This is a genomic window from Thermodesulfobacteriota bacterium, from assembly GCA_030583865.1.
Taxonomy (GTDB): Bacteria; Desulfobacterota; GWC2-55-46; order GWC2-55-46; family GWC2-55-46; genus UBA5799.
Window position 1 is genome coordinate 1,443,048 of record CP129479.1, and the last position, 16,357, is coordinate 1,459,404.

The 16,357-nt window shown below is 57.6% G+C and carries 14 protein-coding genes; 4 read left to right on the forward strand and 10 right to left on the reverse strand.

Annotated elements, in window-relative coordinates:
- Nucleotides 1–3: 3 nt before the first annotated feature.
- The 10 genes from carB to spoVG form a co-directional block, all read right to left on the reverse strand.
- Nucleotides 4–3,330 carry a carbamoyl-phosphate synthase large subunit gene (gene carB, locus QY316_06825; protein ID WKZ31638.1) on the reverse strand — a complete coding sequence of 1,109 codons (3,327 nt, stop codon included), beginning with the start codon at nt 3,328–3,330 and terminating at the stop codon, nt 4–6.
- Nucleotides 3,331–3,440: 110 nt separating this feature from the next.
- Nucleotides 3,441–4,568, reverse strand: a complete 1,128-nt coding sequence (carA, locus tag QY316_06830; protein WKZ31639.1) for a glutamine-hydrolyzing carbamoyl-phosphate synthase small subunit — start codon at nt 4,566–4,568, stop codon at nt 3,441–3,443.
- Between the two features lie 89 nt (nt 4,569–4,657).
- Nucleotides 4,658–5,947 carry a dihydroorotase gene (locus QY316_06835; protein ID WKZ31640.1) on the reverse strand — a complete coding sequence of 430 codons (1,290 nt, stop codon included), beginning with the start codon at nt 5,945–5,947 and terminating at the stop codon, nt 4,658–4,660.
- 12 nt (nt 5,948–5,959) lie between these two features.
- Entirely contained in the window at nt 5,960–6,898 is a 939-nt protein-coding gene (locus tag QY316_06840; protein ID WKZ31641.1) for an aspartate carbamoyltransferase catalytic subunit, read from the reverse strand.
- A gap of 13 nt (nt 6,899–6,911) precedes the next feature.
- Nucleotides 6,912–7,445, reverse strand: a complete 534-nt coding sequence (gene pyrR, locus QY316_06845) for a bifunctional pyr operon transcriptional regulator/uracil phosphoribosyltransferase PyrR (GenBank protein WKZ31642.1) — start codon at nt 7,443–7,445, stop codon at nt 6,912–6,914.
- Nucleotides 7,446–7,645: 200 nt separating this feature from the next.
- Nucleotides 7,646–7,948, reverse strand: coding sequence for a hypothetical protein (locus QY316_06850; protein ID WKZ31643.1), 303 nt, complete (start codon nt 7,946–7,948; stop codon nt 7,646–7,648).
- A 140-nt stretch (nt 7,949–8,088) separates the two neighbouring features.
- A complete protein-coding gene (locus QY316_06855) occupies nt 8,089–9,453 on the reverse strand; it encodes a UDP-glucose/GDP-mannose dehydrogenase family protein (GenBank protein ID WKZ31644.1) in 1,365 nt (454 codons plus the stop codon).
- 161 nt (nt 9,454–9,614) lie between these two features.
- The gene (locus tag QY316_06860; GenBank protein ID WKZ31645.1) at nt 9,615–11,018 is read right to left on the reverse strand and encodes an undecaprenyl-phosphate glucose phosphotransferase; all 1,404 of its coding nucleotides are present in this window, start codon (nt 11,016–11,018) and stop codon (nt 9,615–9,617) included.
- Complete coding sequence (locus QY316_06865; protein ID WKZ31646.1) at nt 10,990–12,138, reverse strand: glycosyltransferase; 1,149 nt, start codon at nt 12,136–12,138, stop codon at nt 10,990–10,992. Before QY316_06865 ends, QY316_06860 begins: the two co-directional genes overlap by 29 nt.
- A gap of 451 nt (nt 12,139–12,589) precedes the next feature.
- Complete coding sequence (spoVG, locus tag QY316_06870) at nt 12,590–12,883, reverse strand: septation regulator SpoVG (protein ID WKZ31647.1); 294 nt, start codon at nt 12,881–12,883, stop codon at nt 12,590–12,592.
- A 297-nt stretch (nt 12,884–13,180) separates the two neighbouring features.
- Here spoVG and purM point away from each other — a divergent pair, with 297 nt between their 5' ends.
- From purM to QY316_06890, 4 genes are all read left to right on the forward strand, one after another.
- Complete coding sequence (gene purM / locus QY316_06875) at nt 13,181–14,242, forward strand: phosphoribosylformylglycinamidine cyclo-ligase (GenBank protein ID WKZ31648.1); 1,062 nt, start codon at nt 13,181–13,183, stop codon at nt 14,240–14,242.
- 144 nt (nt 14,243–14,386) lie between these two features.
- Nucleotides 14,387–15,034, forward strand: a complete 648-nt coding sequence (purN, locus tag QY316_06880) for a phosphoribosylglycinamide formyltransferase (GenBank protein WKZ31649.1) — start codon at nt 14,387–14,389, stop codon at nt 15,032–15,034.
- Nucleotides 15,035–15,038: 4 nt separating this feature from the next.
- Nucleotides 15,039–15,476 carry a DUF523 domain-containing protein gene (locus tag QY316_06885; protein ID WKZ31650.1) on the forward strand — a complete coding sequence of 146 codons (438 nt, stop codon included), beginning with the start codon at nt 15,039–15,041 and terminating at the stop codon, nt 15,474–15,476.
- A gap of 196 nt (nt 15,477–15,672) precedes the next feature.
- Complete coding sequence (locus tag QY316_06890) at nt 15,673–16,344, forward strand: metal-dependent hydrolase (GenBank protein WKZ31651.1); 672 nt, start codon at nt 15,673–15,675, stop codon at nt 16,342–16,344.
- Nucleotides 16,345–16,357: the final 13 nt, after the last annotated feature.

Genomic DNA, 16,357 nt, shown 5'->3' on the forward strand with positions numbered 1-16,357 from the left:
CCGTCAGGCGGGGCCTGGGATTTCAGCCGTTATCTTAAGTAGCGGCTTAAGCTCCTGATGATACTCCTGAAGCGCCTTGACTTCAAGCCCTCCCTTTAGCATGGCCTTTATGCCCTGGGCGGCTGCCCTTGCGCCGGCGACGGTCGTAACGTGCGGAAGCCCGAGCTCGATCGACGACCTCCTTATGGAGTACGAATCGGCCACGCTCTTTGCGCCGAAGGAGGTGTTTATGACCATGTCAACTTTTTTGCTCTTTATGAGGTCCACGATATTTGGCCTTCCCTCGGTGACCTTCAAGACCGTCTCGACCTCGACGCCCTCTGCCAAAAGAAACCTTGCGGTGCCTCCGGTCGCGATTATGTGGAAGCCCGATTCCTTGAGGCTCCGGGCCACCCCGGCGATGTCGGGCTTGTCCGCGTCGCGCACACTAATGAAGACCGTCCCTGATAGCGGCAGCCGGTTCCCCGCGGCTATCTGCGCCTTGGCAAAGGCCCCGCCGAAGTCGCGGGAAATGCCCATGACCTCGCCGGTGGATTTCATCTCCGGGCCGAGGAGTATGTCGACGCCGGGGAACTTTATGAACGGGAATACCGCCTCTTTTACGGATGTATAGGAAGGCTGCACCTCGGATGTGAAGCCGAGCTCCTTAAGGGTCATCCCGGTCATGAGCTTGGTCGCGAGCTTCGCAAGAGGCACGCCAATAGCCTTGCTGACGAATGGTATTGTCCTCGACGCCCTGGGGTTTACCTCAAGCACGTAGACTTCGCCGTCCTTCACGGCATACTGGACGTTCATGAGCCCTATTACCTTAAGCTCCTTCGCAAGCCTGACCGACTGCTCCCTTATTTCGTCGAGTATGCCGGTCCCGAGGGAGTACGGCGGGATTGAGCAGGCCGAGTCGCCCGAGTGTACCCCGGCCTCCTCTATGTGCTCCATTACTCCGGCGACCACGACCGTCTCTCCGTCGCTTATGCAGTCCACGTCCACCTCGACAGCGTTCTGCAGGAACCTGTCTATCAATACCGGGTGCTCGGGGGAAGCCTCGACCGCCCGCGACATGTAGTCCATGAGGCTCATCTCGTCGTAGACCGTCTCCATTGCCCTGCCGCCAAGCACATAAGAGGGGCGCACCATCACCGGGTAGCCTACCGCGCCAGCCACCGAGACTGCCTCGTCTATGGAGCGCGCTATGCCGCTCGCCGGCCTCTTTAGATCGAGCTTGTCGAGGAGCCTGTCGAACCGCTCCCTGTCCTCTGCCATGTCTATGGAATCCGACGAGGTGCCGAGTATCCTGACCCCGGCCTTCTCAAGAGGCACCGAGAGCTTAAGGGGCGTCTGCCCGCCGAGCTGGACTATGACGCCCATTGGCTTTTCCCTCTCGACTATGGCCATGACGTCCTCGAATGTCAAGGGCTCGAAGTAGAGCCTGTCAGAGGTGTCGTAGTCGGTCGATACGGTCTCGGGGTTGCAGTTGACCATTATCGACTCTATGCCCTCCTCGCGGAGCGCGAAGCTCGCGTGCACGCAGCAGTAGTCGAATTCTATGCCCTGCCCTATCCTGTTCGGCCCGCTCCCGAGTATCATTACCTTTTTCCTGTCCGTCGGCGCTGCCTCGCACGCGAGCTTTTCCTCAGTGCCCGACGAAATATTGAAAAAAGGCCTCTCATAGGATGAGTATAGATAGGGAGTGTACGCCTCGAACTCGGCGGCGCAGGTGTCGACCGTCTTGAATACTGGTCTGACCCCTGCTTCCTTGAGCGTCTTCCTTATACCGGCCTCGTCAATGCCGGAAAGAGACGCGAGCATCCTGTCGGAGAAGCCCGCCTCCTTCGCCTTCCTTAGTATCTCTTTTGAAAGCTGCCCCTGTTTTCCCTGCCAGAAGACCCCTTCCTCTATCTCGATTATTTCCCTGATGTTATTGAGGAACCACCTGTCTATGCCCGTGAGCGCGTGCACGTCGTCCACGTGGAGCCCGGCCCTCAATGCCTCGGCTATGTACCATAGCCTCTCGGCCCTCGGCGTCTTGAGCATGGCTTTTATGGCGTCGAGCTCTGCCTCGGTCGGCCTGAATACGGGCTCGGGCCTGGTCTTACGGACAACCCTGTCGAAGCCGTGGTTCCCGGTCTCAAGCGAGCGCATTGCCTTCTGGAGCGCCTCCTTGAAGGTCCTCCCCATTGCCATTGCCTCGCCCACGGACTTCATCTGGGTCGTAAGCGTCTGGTCGGCCTTCTGGAACTTCTCGAAGGCGAACCTGGGTATCTTTACTACGACATAGTCTATGGTGGGCTCGAAGGACGCAGGCGTCTTCTTCGTTATGTCGTTAGGTATCTCGTCGAGGGAATAGCCGACCGCGAGCTTGGCGGCCATCTTCGCTATGGGGAAGCCCGTGGCCTTGCTCGCCAGGGCCGACGACCTCGAAACCCTCGGGTTCATCTCGATGATGTATATTTTTCCGTTCTCAGGGTTTACGGAGAACTGTATGTTCGACCCGCCCGTATCGACGCCTATCTCGCGGATTATCTTGAGGGATGCGTCCCTCAACGCCTGGTATTCCTTGTCGGTGAGGGTCTGCGCCGGGGCTACGGTAATGGAATCCCCTGTATGGACGCCCATGGGGTCGAAGTTCTCTATGGAGCAGATGATGACGACGTTGTCGTTACAGTCCCTCATCACCTCGAGCTCGAACTCCTTCCAGCCGATGACCGACTCCTCTACGAGTATTTCGCTCACCGGGCTGCAATCGAGCCCGAACCTCGCCATCGTCTCGTACTCTTCCATGTTATAGGCAATGCCGCCGCCCATGCCGCCGAGCGTAAAGGAGGGCCTTATTATGGCCGGGAAGTCCATGCCCTCCATTATGGCGAGCGCCTCATGAAAGTCCCTTGCGGTCCCGCTCTTAGGCACTTCAAGGCCTATCTTCTGCATTGCCTGCTTGAATAGCTCCCTGTCCTCGGCCTTCTTTATGGCCGGGAGCTTCGCGCCTATCATCTCGACGCCGTACTTGTCGAGCACTCCGCTCTCGGCAAGCTTAACCGAGACGTTCAAGGCCGTCTGCCCGCCCATTGTCGGAAGGAGCGCGTCAGGCCTTTCCCTCTCAATTATCTTCTCGACCATCTCCGGGGTTATGGGCTCTATGTAGGTCCTGTCGGCGAGCGTGGGGTCGGTCATGATGGTGGCGGGGTTGGAATTCACCAGCACCACCTCGTAGCCGTCCTCCTTCAAGGCCTTGCATGCCTGTGTGCCGGAGTAGTCGAACTCGCAAGCCTGTCCTATTACTATCGGCCCCGAGCCGATTATGAGTATCTTTTTGATGTCGGTTCTTTTAGGCAATTAACAGTCTCCTTGAAATCTGATGAGGCGACTTCTAAAAAGCGGGAAAAATCTCTTTTAGAAGCTTGCCAAGATCGTCCAAAGTCAAAAAAATCCTGAATAACCGTTTATCAAGCTCTTTCCATCATCTCCACGAACCTCCTGAAGAGGTACTGCGAGTCGTGCGGGCCGGGAGACGCTTCTGGATGATACTGGACAGAGAATACGGGCTTGTCCTTTAGCGCGATCCCTTCGCAGGTTTTGTCGTTGAGGTTAATGTGCGTAAGCTCGGCCTTGCCCTTGAGAGAGTCGAGATCGACCGCGAAGCCGTGGTTCTGGGAGGTTATCTCGACCTTGCCGGTGGTGAGGTCCATTACGGGCTGGTTCCCTCCCCTGTGGCCGAACTTCAATTTGTAGGTGCTTCCGCCGAGCGCGAGAGAAAGTATCTGGTGGCCGAGGCAGATGCCGAATATGGGCTTTCTGCCGATGAGCTTGCCGACCGTCTCCTTCGCATAAGTGACCGCATCGGGATCGCCGGGGCCGTTAGAGAGGAATATGCCGTCCGGCTTCATGGCGAGCGCATCCTCCGCGGGGAAGGAAGCGGGCACGACGGTCACGGCGCAGCCTACCGCAGAGAGGTTACGGAGTATGTTCTTCTTAACGCCGAAATCGTAGGCTACTACCTTGAACTTCTTCTTTTCTCCCTTGTCTACCGGAGGGTATCCGCCTTTCTCAAGCTCCCAGAGGCCGCCGTGCCATTCGTAAGGCTCCCGGCAGGTGACCTCTTTTGCGAGGTCCTGCCCGGCCAGGGACGGAAGCTCCTTAGCCCTTTTTACGAGCCTGGCAAAATCGCCGTCCCTCGTGGAGATGACCCCCTGCATTGCGCCCTTGTCCCTGATTATCCTGGTAAGTGCCCTTGTGTCTATGCCCGATATGCCGACTATCCGGTTCCTCATGAGGTATCCCATGAGGCTTTCGGTTGAGCGCCAGCTCGACGGGTATAGGCAGGGGTCTTTTACGATGAAGCCCTCTGCCCAGGGCCGGATTGACTCCATGTCCTCGGGGTTTATGCCGTAGTTCCCCTGCTGCGTGTAGGTCATTACGACCATCTGCCCCTTGTAGGAGGGGTCGGTCAAAACCTCCTGGTAGCCGGAAAGCGAGGTATTGAACACAACCTCGCCTGTCGCTTCTCCGTCCGCGCCGAATGACGTGCCCTCGAAGACCGTGCCGTCAGCGAGCGCAAGATAAGCCTTTCTCAATTCATCACCTCAAAAAGTATTTGAATCACGATGGTTACATTAAAAAATTAATAGATGATATTAAGTTACCTTCTATCCCGTCTTCTCGCTTATTCCCTGCTGTAGACGACATTTCCGGCAAGGACCGTCTTTACCACCACACCCTTGAGCTCCTTCCCGGCCCAGGGCGTATTCCTCGACTTTGATTTGAGCATGGCCGCCTCGACCTTCCATTTCCCGTTCAGGTCCAGTATGGCCATGTCAGCCGGGCTCCCGACGGTAAGCTTTCCTCCTTCGAGCCCGAATGCCTTTGCGGGGTTCGCTGACATGGCCGCCAAAGCCTGATTCAAGCTCAGGGCCCCTTCCTCGACAAGTCCGTATACTACAGAAAAGGCCGTCTCAAGGCCGATTATCCCGTTCGAGGCCTTGTCGAACTCTATGTCTTTCTCTATTGTCGAATGCGGGGCGTGGTCTGTCGCTATGCAGTCTATGGTGCCGTCCCTGAGGCCTTCCCTCAATGCCTCGACGTCCTCGCGGGAGCGTAGCGGCGGGTTCATCTTGGCGTTCGTGTCATAGCCCTTAACGGCCTCGTCCGTAAGGGCCAAGTGGTGCGGAGTAGCCTCCGCCGTGACCCTCACGCCCCTTGCCTTTGCCGCCCTTATCGCCTCGACCGCGCCCCTCGTGCTAACATGCGCCACGTGGAGCCTCCCTCCGGCAAGCTCGGCAAGGTGTATGTCCCTTGCGACCATCACGTCCTCAGCCGCATTAGGTATTCCCCTGAGGCCGAGCCTTGTGGCTACAGGCCCCTCGTTCATGACGCCGGAGCCTGCGAGCACCGGTTCCTCGGCATGGCTTATTACCGGCATGCCCGATATCTTCGAGTATTCGAGCGCCCGCCTCATAAGGGCGCTATTTACGACCGGCATGCCGTCGTCCGATACGGCAACGCACCCGGCGGCCTTCAATTCAGCCATCTCGGCAAGGCGCTCTCCCTTAAGCCCGACGCTCAGGGCCCCGATCGGATAGACCTTTGCCGCCGCGCCCTCGGCCCTCTTAAGTATATACCTCGTGACCGACTCGTTGTCGTTTACGGGCCTGGTGTTGGCCATGCACATGACGGCAGTATACCCGCCGGCTGAGGCGGCCTGCGTGCCGCTCCGTACGTCCTCCTTGTACTCGAACCCCGGCTCGCGGAGATGCGCGTGAGCGTCGATGAATCCCGGAGCGACAATTAGGCCGTTGGCTTCCACGACCTCCACGCCCGGGCCTGCCTCGGACGCGTCGGACTCGGCCTTCTTTACCGAGGCTATCCTACCGCCCATGACGTAGATATTGTAGAGGCCGTCGATACCTGCAGCCGGGTCTATGAGCCTTCCGCCTTTTATGATGAGCCTGTTCATATCGCCTTTACCTCAGACATGGTGCTCTTCCCTCGCCCCGCCGACAAGCAGGTAGAATATCGCCATCCTCACGGCGACCCCGTTGGTCACCTGGTCCAGTATCACGGAATAGGGGCCGTCCGCCACCTCCGGCGATATCTCGACCCCCCTGTTCATGGGGCCCGGGTGGAGTATGATCACGCCCTCTTTCGCGTTCCTGAGCTTAGTCACGTCAAGCCCGTAGAGCCGCGAGTATTCCCTCGCGCTCGGGAAGAAGGACTCGCTCTGGCGTTCGAGCTGGATACGGAGCATCATTATGACGTCCGCCCCCCTTACGGCCTCCTCCATATCGGAAGTCGCCCTGCAGCCGAGCCTCTCTATGCCGACAGGGAGCATGGTCGGCGGGCCCGCGACCGTCACCTCGGCGCCCATTTTCGTAAAGCCGTAGATGTTAGAGCGGGCGACCCTCGAATGCGCTATGTCGCCTATTATGGATACCTTTAGCCCCTCTATCGCTCCCTTCCTTTCCCGAACCGTCAGCATGTCGAGGAGCGCCTGGCTCGGGTGCTCGTGCGCGCCGTCACCTGCGTTCACGACCGGGCAGGTGAGATACCTTGATAGCATCTCCGGGGTGCCGGATGAGGAATGCCTTACGACGATGCAGTCAGGCCTCATGGCGCCGAGGTTCATGGCCGTGTCCCTGAGTGTTTCGCCCTTTGATACCGAGCTTGCCGACACCGAGATGTTCACGGCGTCCGCGCTCATGCGCTTGGCTGCTATCTCGAACGATGTCCGGGTGCGGGTGGAAGGCTCGTAGAAGAGGTTGATGATGGTCTTGCCCCTCAGGGTGGGGACCTTCTTTATCTCCCTCTCGGATACTTCCTTGAACGACTCCGCGGTCGAGAGCAAGAGCTCCAGCTCGTCCCTGTCGAGCCCCTCAATGCCAATAAGGTCTTTTCTTTTAAGCTTCATGCGTATATGCGTCCTACTGCTGGGCCTCTATCACGACCTCGTTTACGCCGTCCGTCTCAGTAAGGTGCACCTTAACCCCCTCCTTTTGCGAGGTGGGCAGGTTCTTCCCCACGTAGTCGGCCTTGATGGGCAGCTCCCTGTGACCCCTGTCCACGAGGACCGCAAGCTGTATGGCAAGGGGACGTCCGAAGTCCATGAGGGCGTCTATGGCGGCCCTTATCGTCCTCCCTGTAAAAAGGACGTCGTCGACCATCACTACCTTTTTCCCGTCTATGGGAATGGGTATCTCCATTTTCTTGAGCGCGGGCTGGTCCTTCTTTATCCCCAGGTCGTCCCTGTAGAGCGTCGCGTCCACTGCTCCGGCAGGGAGCATTACCCCCTCTATCTCCTCGATCTTTCTCTGGAGCCGGAGCGCGAGATGGTACCCCCTCGTGGGTATGCCGAGAATGACGAGCCCCTCGGTGCCCTTGTTTCTCTCGATTATTTCGTGGGCTATCCTGGCAAGGGCCCTCTCTATGGCCTTATCGTCGAGTACGGTCCTCTTCATCGCGGGCTGGACAAAAAAATACCTCCGCGCCGGAACGGACGCGAAGGCAAAAGGGTTCTTTTTATGAGTTGTGCCACTATCTCCCCGTTTTTAATCTCTCAGGATTAAATTAAAAGGGTTTTTATTCCGGTCGGGAACCCCTCGGCTTTGAGGCATTCAGGATTCACACCGGAACCATCTGTTTTTTTAAGGCTACTATTTCACCGCAGGGGCGCCCCGGTCTGCTTAAGCGGCTTCTGCACCTCTACGTTGTAGAAAAATTCTTTTTCGTACCGGTTCAGGAAATTCACGACGACAGTGTACTCGGCGTATATATAGATGTCTTCAGGGCCCCGTTCGATTATTAGCCCTGTTCTGTCGAGCGGCAAATCCCAGGCCGCGGCCTTTGCAATGATGCGTTCTTCCAGCGCCTCGTCGGTGTGCATGTGGGCGAACTTGGCTTCCTCGCCGACATCGGTCTTGAGCATCATATACCCGATGTACGGGGGCGCGAGCTTATACACGCCGTACCCGAAAAGCGATAGCAGGGTTAACCAGAATAAAGCCCTGACCGTTGCGTACCCGGCTTTATCTACCCGCCGCCTGTTCACTATCTGAAATGTATACAATTTCGGCCAGGCGTAGTCAATATAATAATTCCGGGCTATTCGGCTTTAGCGGCAGTGGCCTTGAGAGGCCCGGCAAAGGATAGCTCCGAGTCCTTCTCGCCCCTTCCGACGCAGACGTACTCGAAGCCCAGCCTCCTCATGGCGGCCGGGTCGTAGACGTTCCTCAAATCGAGTATCTTCGGGGCCTTCAAGAGCCCCTTCACCCTGTTGAGGTCGAGCTTCCTGAACTGGTTCCATTCGGTGAGGATCACGAGAGCGTCGCTCCCGTCGGCGACTTCATACGCGTCGGTGCAGAAGGTGACAGGCCCGCGCATGGCCTTTCCGGCGTTCTCCATTGCCGCAGGGTCGTATGCCTTTATGGAAGCGCCCTCGGCCATGAGCCTTTCGGCGATGTCCATCGCCGGGGATTCCCTTATGTCGTCGGTATTGGGCTTAAATGCAAGGCCGAGTATGCCTATCTGCCTGCCGGGAAGCTCCCCGGCAAGGCCCTTTATCTTCTCGATCATCCTGTCCCTTTGCTCCCGGTTCACCTCGATAACCGCCTCGACTATCCTGAACGCGTAGCCGTGGGAGCGGGCTATCTTGGTTATGGCCATCGTGTCCTTGGGAAAGCAGGAGCCGCCGTATCCCGGGCCGGCGTGGAGGAACTTGGGGCCGATGCGGTTGTCGAGCCCCATGCCCTTGGCGACCATCTTTACGTCCGCGCCCACGCGCTCGCAGATGTTCGCGACCTCGTTTATGAAGGAGACCTTGGTGGCCAGGAAGGCGTTCGAGGCGTATTTTATGAGCTCGGACGTCTCTATGTCGGTTATGACGAAGGGCGTTTCAATGAGGTAAAGCGGGGAGTAGAGGTCTTTCATTATGGCTATGGCCTGCTCGCTACGCGCCCCGAGTACCACCCTGTTCGGCCTCATGAAGTCCTCGACCGCGGAGCCTTCCCTCAGGAACTCGGGGTTCGAGACCACGTCGAACTTGTGCTCCCCGTCCTGCTCCTTCTCGATGATGCCCTCTATGAGCTTCCCCGTGCCCACAGGGACGGTGCTCTTCGTTACGATGACCTTGTAGCCGTTCAGATTTTGGGCGATGGTGCGGGCCACCTCTTCTATGTAGCAGAGGTCCGCAGAGCCGTCCCCCTTTGGGGGCGTGCCCACGGCTATGAAGATGACGAGGGATTTCTTTATGACCTCGGAGAGGTCGGTAGTGAAGGTGAGCCTCTTCTCGTTTATGTTCTTGTCTACGAGTTCCTTGAGGCCCGGCTCGAAGATAGGTATTTCACCTTTCTTGAGCATCGCAATCTTCGCGGCGTCCTTGTCGACGCAGGAGACGTTCACGCCGAAGTCGGCAAAACAGGTGCCGGTCACGAGACCCACGTAGCCCGTGCCGATTACGCAGATGTTCATGTGATAGATGACCTCCGGATGTCTGCGGGAATGGTATTGCGCGCATCTCGGCGCCTGCTCTTCTCCAGGCGCTTTGGAAAAACTCCGTCAAAACAGAGAGTAAGGTCAGTATAATCGCGGGCAGGTACCATGTCAAGGACGCAAAAGTGCGCCTTCCGCCATCAGTAGGCGTTCCGGTTTACGAACCCCTTCCAGAGCGTAAGGAAAAGTATTTTCATGTCCAGGGCCAGCGACCAGTTCTCTATGTAATAGAGGTCGTGCTCTATCCTTTTTTTAAGGTCCGTGTGTCCCCTCCAGCCGTTCACCTGCGCCCATCCTGTAATGCCGGCCTTCATCCTGTGCCTGAGCATATAACGGGGTATCTCCCTCCTGAACTCGTGTATGAAGACCGGCCGCTCGGGCCTCGGGCCTACGAGCGACATGTCGCCTCTCAGGACGTTTATGAGCTGCGGGAGCTCGTCAAGGCTCGTGGCCCTCAAGACCCTTCCGAGCATGGTACGCCTGGGGTCGCCCCGCCTTGCCCAGACCGCGCCGGTATCGTCCTCGGCCCCGGTCCGCATGGTCCTGAACTTGAGCATCCGGAAGGGCTGCCCGCCTATGCCCATCCTCTCCTGCCTGTAGAGGACCGGGCCCGGCGAGGTAGCCCTCACGAGCGCCGCTATAACCAGCATCAGTGGCGAGAAAAGGACGAGGGCGGCGACCGAGAGCACGATATCGAAGCCCCTTTTAAGGACCATGTTCCAGCCGTAAAGGGGCGAGTTACGGAGGTTCAATATGGGTATGCCCTCGAACTCCTCGACCCCGCCCCTCAGGGTCATGAACTCCACCATGTCCGGTATTACCTTTATGTCCACGGCCTCGTCACCGATGTGTTTGACGGCTTCCGCGACCTTCGAGTGCTGGTCCCAGCCGAGGGCGATGAATACCATGTCTATGCGCATGAGGCCCAGGAGCTCCCTTAAGTCCCCGGTGGAGCCGACTACCCTCACCCCGCACACCTGCCTGCCGGCCTGCCCCTCTTCAGGAGAGACGAGCCCTTCAATCTTGATGCCCACCTCCGGATGGTTCTCGATGTTTTCAATAAGCCTCCTTGCAGGCTCGCCGGTCCCGACGATAACCGCGTACCGGAGGTTAAAGCCCCTCCTCATGAGAGACCGGAGCGCCTTCCTGAACGCGAACCTCCCGAGGCTCAAGGCCCCGATATTTATGACGGTGAAAAGTACGAATACGAGCCTCGAAAACTCGTACTGCTTGGCAAAGAAAGTGACCGCGATGAATATGAGCATGGATATCCCGCACGCCTTCCCGATGTCGATCACTTCGGAAAGCGGGGTGCCTATCCTCTTGGGCCGGTACAGGCCGAAGACCTTGAATACGACCGCCCAGATTATCGTTATGGGTATGAGGAGGAGGCTGTACGCGAAAAAATCAGGCACGCCCCTTGGCACGCTCAAGAGCCCAGAATGAAAGCGTATATGGAAGGAGAGCGCCCAGGAGGAGGCGATTATGATGAGGTCCGAGATGAGAAGGAGGCTCTCAAAGAGCTGGCTGTGTTTTTTGAGCATTTCCCCTCCCGCCCCTGGACTCGATCAGCTTCGATTCTAAATACTTTCTGATCCTTTCCTTGAATACGGTTCTGTCAAAGGCGAGAGCATGCGCCCTTATGGACTCAGGGTTGAAAATTCCTTCGGCTTTTTCGAATATTTCGACGGCCTCGTTAAGCGCCGCCGGGGCCTGCTCCATGAAGAAGACACCGGTCGCGTTCCGTCCCCTGCCAGGCGGGACGACGGTCTCCGTAGCGCCACCCCTGCCGAAGGCTATTACCGGCCTGCCGGACGCCATAGCCTCGAGGGGCGTTATACCGAAGTCTTCCTCCCCGGGAAAAACGAGTGCCCTGCATCCCTGGTATAACCCTTTGAGCTCATCGTCCGTTTTCCAGCCCAGGAACTCGATATTTGGCCGGGCCGCCTTTACGAGCCTCTTCCGTTCCTGCCCTGAACCGGCGATGACGAGCTTCTTCCCCGACGCGTTGAAGGCCTCTATGGCAAGGTCTATCCTTTTATACGGGGCAAAGGCGGAAATGATGAGGTAATAGCTTCCCGGCCTTCGGCCTATCGCGAATTTCGAGCAGTCGACCGGCGGGTGTATGACATCCGCCCTCCTCCTGTAAAGCCTTCTCACCTTCTCCGCGACATTGGCAGAGTTCGCTATGAAGTGGTCGACCCTCGCGCTCGATGCGGCGTCCCAGAGCCTCAGGTAATGGGCGACTGCCCGGTAGGCAAGCGCCCGTACTCCCCTCTTTTGCCCGAAGTACTCGTGGTACATGTCCCAGACATACCTCATTGGAGTGTGTATGTAGGAGATATGCAGGGAGCCCGGCGGGGGCAGCACCCCCTTTGCTACGCAATGGCTTGTCGAGAGCACGAGCCTGTAGCCCTTAAGATGCAGCCCCTCGACTGCTGCAGGGAAGAGCGGCAGGTAGTGCCTGTATGCGCTACGCGCAAAAGGGAGGCCCTGTATGAAAGACGTCCTCACCCGCCTGCCCTCTATGACCCCGGAGACAGACCCCCGGTCGTGGAAAAGGGTATATAGGTCTGCCGAGGGGAAGAGCTCGCAGAAGACTTCCAGGACCTTTTCCCCGCCGCGCATGCCGGTCAGCCAATCGTGTACGAGAGCGACCCTCACAAGAAGACCTCCATGCGAACGCCGGACTGTTCTTTTTTCTTTGCGGATTTTTAATGCCAGGAGGTTGAGCTTTAGGGGCGTACGCGCCCCCTGAAAAGTATAATCCACAATCTTGGGCCGTCAAATGCTAGGCCAGGCTCCGGGATAGGCGAGCGGAGGGCGGGCTCAGGGTGAGAAAGGGGGACGGATTTCGGAGAAATGAAAAAAGCGGGTTAAGGAAGGGTTTACGAAGATAAGGCTGTCAGCACGGACCGAAGCAGCGGGGCGGGCCTGAGCGAATAAGGAATCGCTCTCGGCAACGGATGAGCAACAGCCGTTGCCGCTGACCCTCCTATTTCACGGAAGTGGCCGCGCCGAATCAGCGTTCGATTCCGCTTGGCCACTTCCGCGAGGCAAAGACAGACCCCCTGCCGGGCTCCAGACGCGGCCTCAATATGAAGAGGCCTCCGTTTCAAACCGCATTTGAAAAGGCCTGGGCGCCGTCTCCCTCGGCAAGCACCTTCTTGAACTCGCTCATGACCTGCTCCTCGAGCATCTGCCTTGTGGGCTTATCGAGCGGGTGGACAAGGTCCCTGTAGGTGCCGTCCTTCATCTTCTTGGCTGGCATGGCCACGAAATACCCGGTAGTTCCCTTTATCACCTTCATGTCCCTCACAACGAAACAGTCGTCGAGCTTGATAGTCACATAGGCCTTGAGCTTTTCATCCCCATCCACCGGAAGCACCTTGATCTCGGTAATGCGCATCGTCTTCCCCCCCTGATTGTTGGTTTTCATTGCCTGGCCCAAATCGATGATATGCGAATCAGCTTTTTTAATTGCAACTGATGTGCCAATCGCTGATGTAAAAAAATATTTAGGTTAATTAACAGGATGGGGAATCCAATAATCATTATCACCTGAAAAATCGCACAGTCTTTTGTGCATGGCGCATATATATCTGTGCGCCACACGAACTTTATCGGGCTCTGCGGAAAAAATCAAGGCGTTCCCGGCCTCTCGGCAGCATACCCGTTGACTTCAAAAAGTCTTTGCATTAATCTATTGCGCATGAAAAAACTTACCTATAAGAAAGCCGGAGTTAATATCGACGAAGGCGGCAGGCTCGTTACTCTCATAAAGCCCTCGGTGCGCTCGACCTACCGGAAAGAGGTGATGGGAGACATAGGCGGGTTCGGCGCCCTTTTCTCGGGAAAATTCAAAGGCATGAAAGACCCGGTGCTTGTTTCATCGACCGACGGGGTTGGAACCAAGCTCATGGTGGCCTTTGCCGCGGACAGGCACGACACCATCGGAATCGACCTCGTTGCCATGAGCGTTAACGACATACTCGTAAGCGGGGCCGAGCCTCTTTTCTTCCTCGACTACTTCGCGACCGGCAGGCTCGACGCGAAAAGGGGAGCTGAGGTTGTAAAGGGAATAGCGGAAGGCTGCAAGCTCGCCGGATGCGCCCTCATAGGCGGCGAGACCGCCGAGATGCCGGGCCTTTACAGGCCTGGAGAGTACGACCTGGCGGGCTTTGCCGTCGGCGTGGTCGACAGGAAAAAAATTGTGGACGGCTCCCGGATAAAGCCGGGAGACAGGATAATAGGGCTTGCTTCCAGCGGCCTACACAGTAACGGCTACTCGCTCGCGAGAAAGATAATCTTCGAATCCCTCGGGCGCAAGCTTACCGACAGGCCCAGGGGCCTTGGGACCGACATCGGGTCCGCCCTCCTTGCGCCGACCCGTATTTACGTGAAGCCGGTCCTGAAGCTCATGAAACACTGCGACGTCCTCGGCATGGCCCACATAACTGGCGGAGGCTTTATTGAGAATATCCCGAGGGTGCTGCCAAAAGGCACTGTGGCGGCCATAGAAAAAGGCTCGTGGCCCGTGCCGCCCATATTCAGGCTCTTAAGGGAGGGCGGCCCGGTAGATGAGAGCGAGATGTTCAGGACCTTCAATGTCGGCATAGGGTTGGTCATCGTCGTCAGGGCCCGGGACGAGGCCCGCGCGCTAAAGAGGCTTGCGGCCCTCGGCGAGAAGGCCTTTACCATAGGCGAAATCGCCCGGGCTAAAGGCGCGCCCCGGGTTGAATTCACCGGGAAAGCGGGTATGATTTAAGGCAACCTCTAAAAATTTGAGATTTTTCCCGCAATCAAGGAAGGGCGGGAATAAAAAGCGGAGCATATATGTGAATATGTGAGCATTTTTGTTCACGCCCTGACGCAGAGTCCGGGGAAAAAATCAATTTTAGAGGTTGCCTTAATGGTCAACATAGGGGTGCTCGTATCAGGTAGCGGCACGAACCTCCAGTCGATAATAGACGAGATAGAGGCCGGAAGGCTCGACGCCTCCATAAAGGTGGTCGTCTCGAACAAGCCCGACTCCTTTGCGCTTGAGCGCGCAAGGAAGCACGACATCCCTGTCGCCGTGGTAAGGGTCAAGGACTTCCCGCAAAAAGAGGCCTTCGACGCGGAGGTGCTTCGGATTTTGAAGGAGCACGGCGTCGAGCTTGTGGTGCTCGCGGGCTTCATGCGGATAATAACCAGGGTCCTCCTGGACTCGTTCCACATGAAGGTGATGAACATACATCCATCGCTCCTTCCTTCCTTCCCCGGGCTGGAGGTACAGAAAGCCGCGCTCGAATACGGTGTGAAGTTCTCTGGCTGCACCGTGCATTTCGTGGACGACGGCGTGGACACCGGGCCCGTAATAGTCCAGGCGGTCGTGCCGGTTAAGGACGAGGACACGGTCGAGTCGCTTTCAAAGCGGATACTGGCTGAAGAGCACAGGATATATCCGCGGGCCATACAGCTCTATAGCGAGGGAAGGCTCGAGGTAAGGGGCAGAAGGGTATTCGTCAGGGACGCTAAGTCACCTTCAGGGGGCATGGAAAATCCCGGAGAAGACTAAAGGGATGTACAACGGACCGGTCATAGTGAGCGCCTGCCTCCTGGGCCTCCGGACCCGCTACGACGGGAAGGACGCCTACTCCATCGAGGCCGTAACCCGCCTTGAGGGAAGGACGTTAATCCCGGTCTGCCCGGAGCAGCTGGGGGGCTTGCCCACCCCGCGCCCCGCATCCGAGATAGCCGACGGCGACGGCACGGCCGTCCTGGCCGGGACGGCAAAGGTCATTGACGAGTTCGGGGCCGACGTCACGCTCCAGTTCATGAAGGGCGCGATGGACGTGCTTCAGATTGCCAGGATCACAGGCTCGGAAGAGGCTTTCTTAAAAGAGAGAAGCCCCTCGTGCGGTGTAGGCACAATCTGCAGGGACAGCCTTTGCGTGAACGGGACCGGGGTCACTGCAGCGCTCCTTAAGAGGGAGGGGCTTGTGGTAAGTGGTTTTTAGGCCGCATCATTCGCACTTTTTTGAAAAAATGCAAAATCTATTCAGGCTGTCTCAAAAAGCTCCCAGATGCGAGGCCTCCGTTGTAATAGGGGAGCGAGGAATGAGGCGTACTTTTCGTGTACGCCGGAGTGACGAGCGCCGATGACAACGAAGCAGATGGACTTTTTCAGCAGCCTGCAGGAGCGGAGGGCGCAGGATGAAGATAACCTGGCAGGGACACTCGTGTTTCATTGTGGAGGCTCAGGGAAAGAGCGTCATAATCGACCCCTTCCTAAGCGGCAACCCTACGGCTAAGACAAAACCGGCGGATGTGAAGGTCGACGCGGTGCTCGTTACGCACGGCCACGGCGACCACCTGGGCGACGCGGTCGAGATTTCAAAGGCCAACAAGGCCCCCATTATCGGCACATTCGAGCTCGTTAACTACTGCATTTCAAAAGGCGCGACAGGCCACGCCATGCACATAGGCGGAAGCCACGCCTTCCCGTTCGGAAGAGTGAAGCTCACAATCGCCCACCACGGCTCGGCTACTGAAGCGGGCACCCCCGGCAACCCATGCGGCTTCATTGTCAGCATGGGCGGAAAGACCCTCTACCACGCGGGCGACACCGGGCTCTTCGCGGACATGGCCCTCATAGGAGAGACCAACTCAATTGACTGCGCCCTCCTCCCGATAGGCGACAACTTCACGATGGGGATAGAGGACGCGGTACGGGCTGTCGCGTTTTTGAAGCCCAGGGTCGCGGTACCCATGCACTATAACACCTTCGACCTCATAAAGCAGGACCCGCAGGCCTTCAGTAAGGGGCTCGAAGGCAAGCCAGTCGATGTCAGGATTATGAACCCCGGGGAGAGTACCGAGATATAAGCCGCTATTTTCA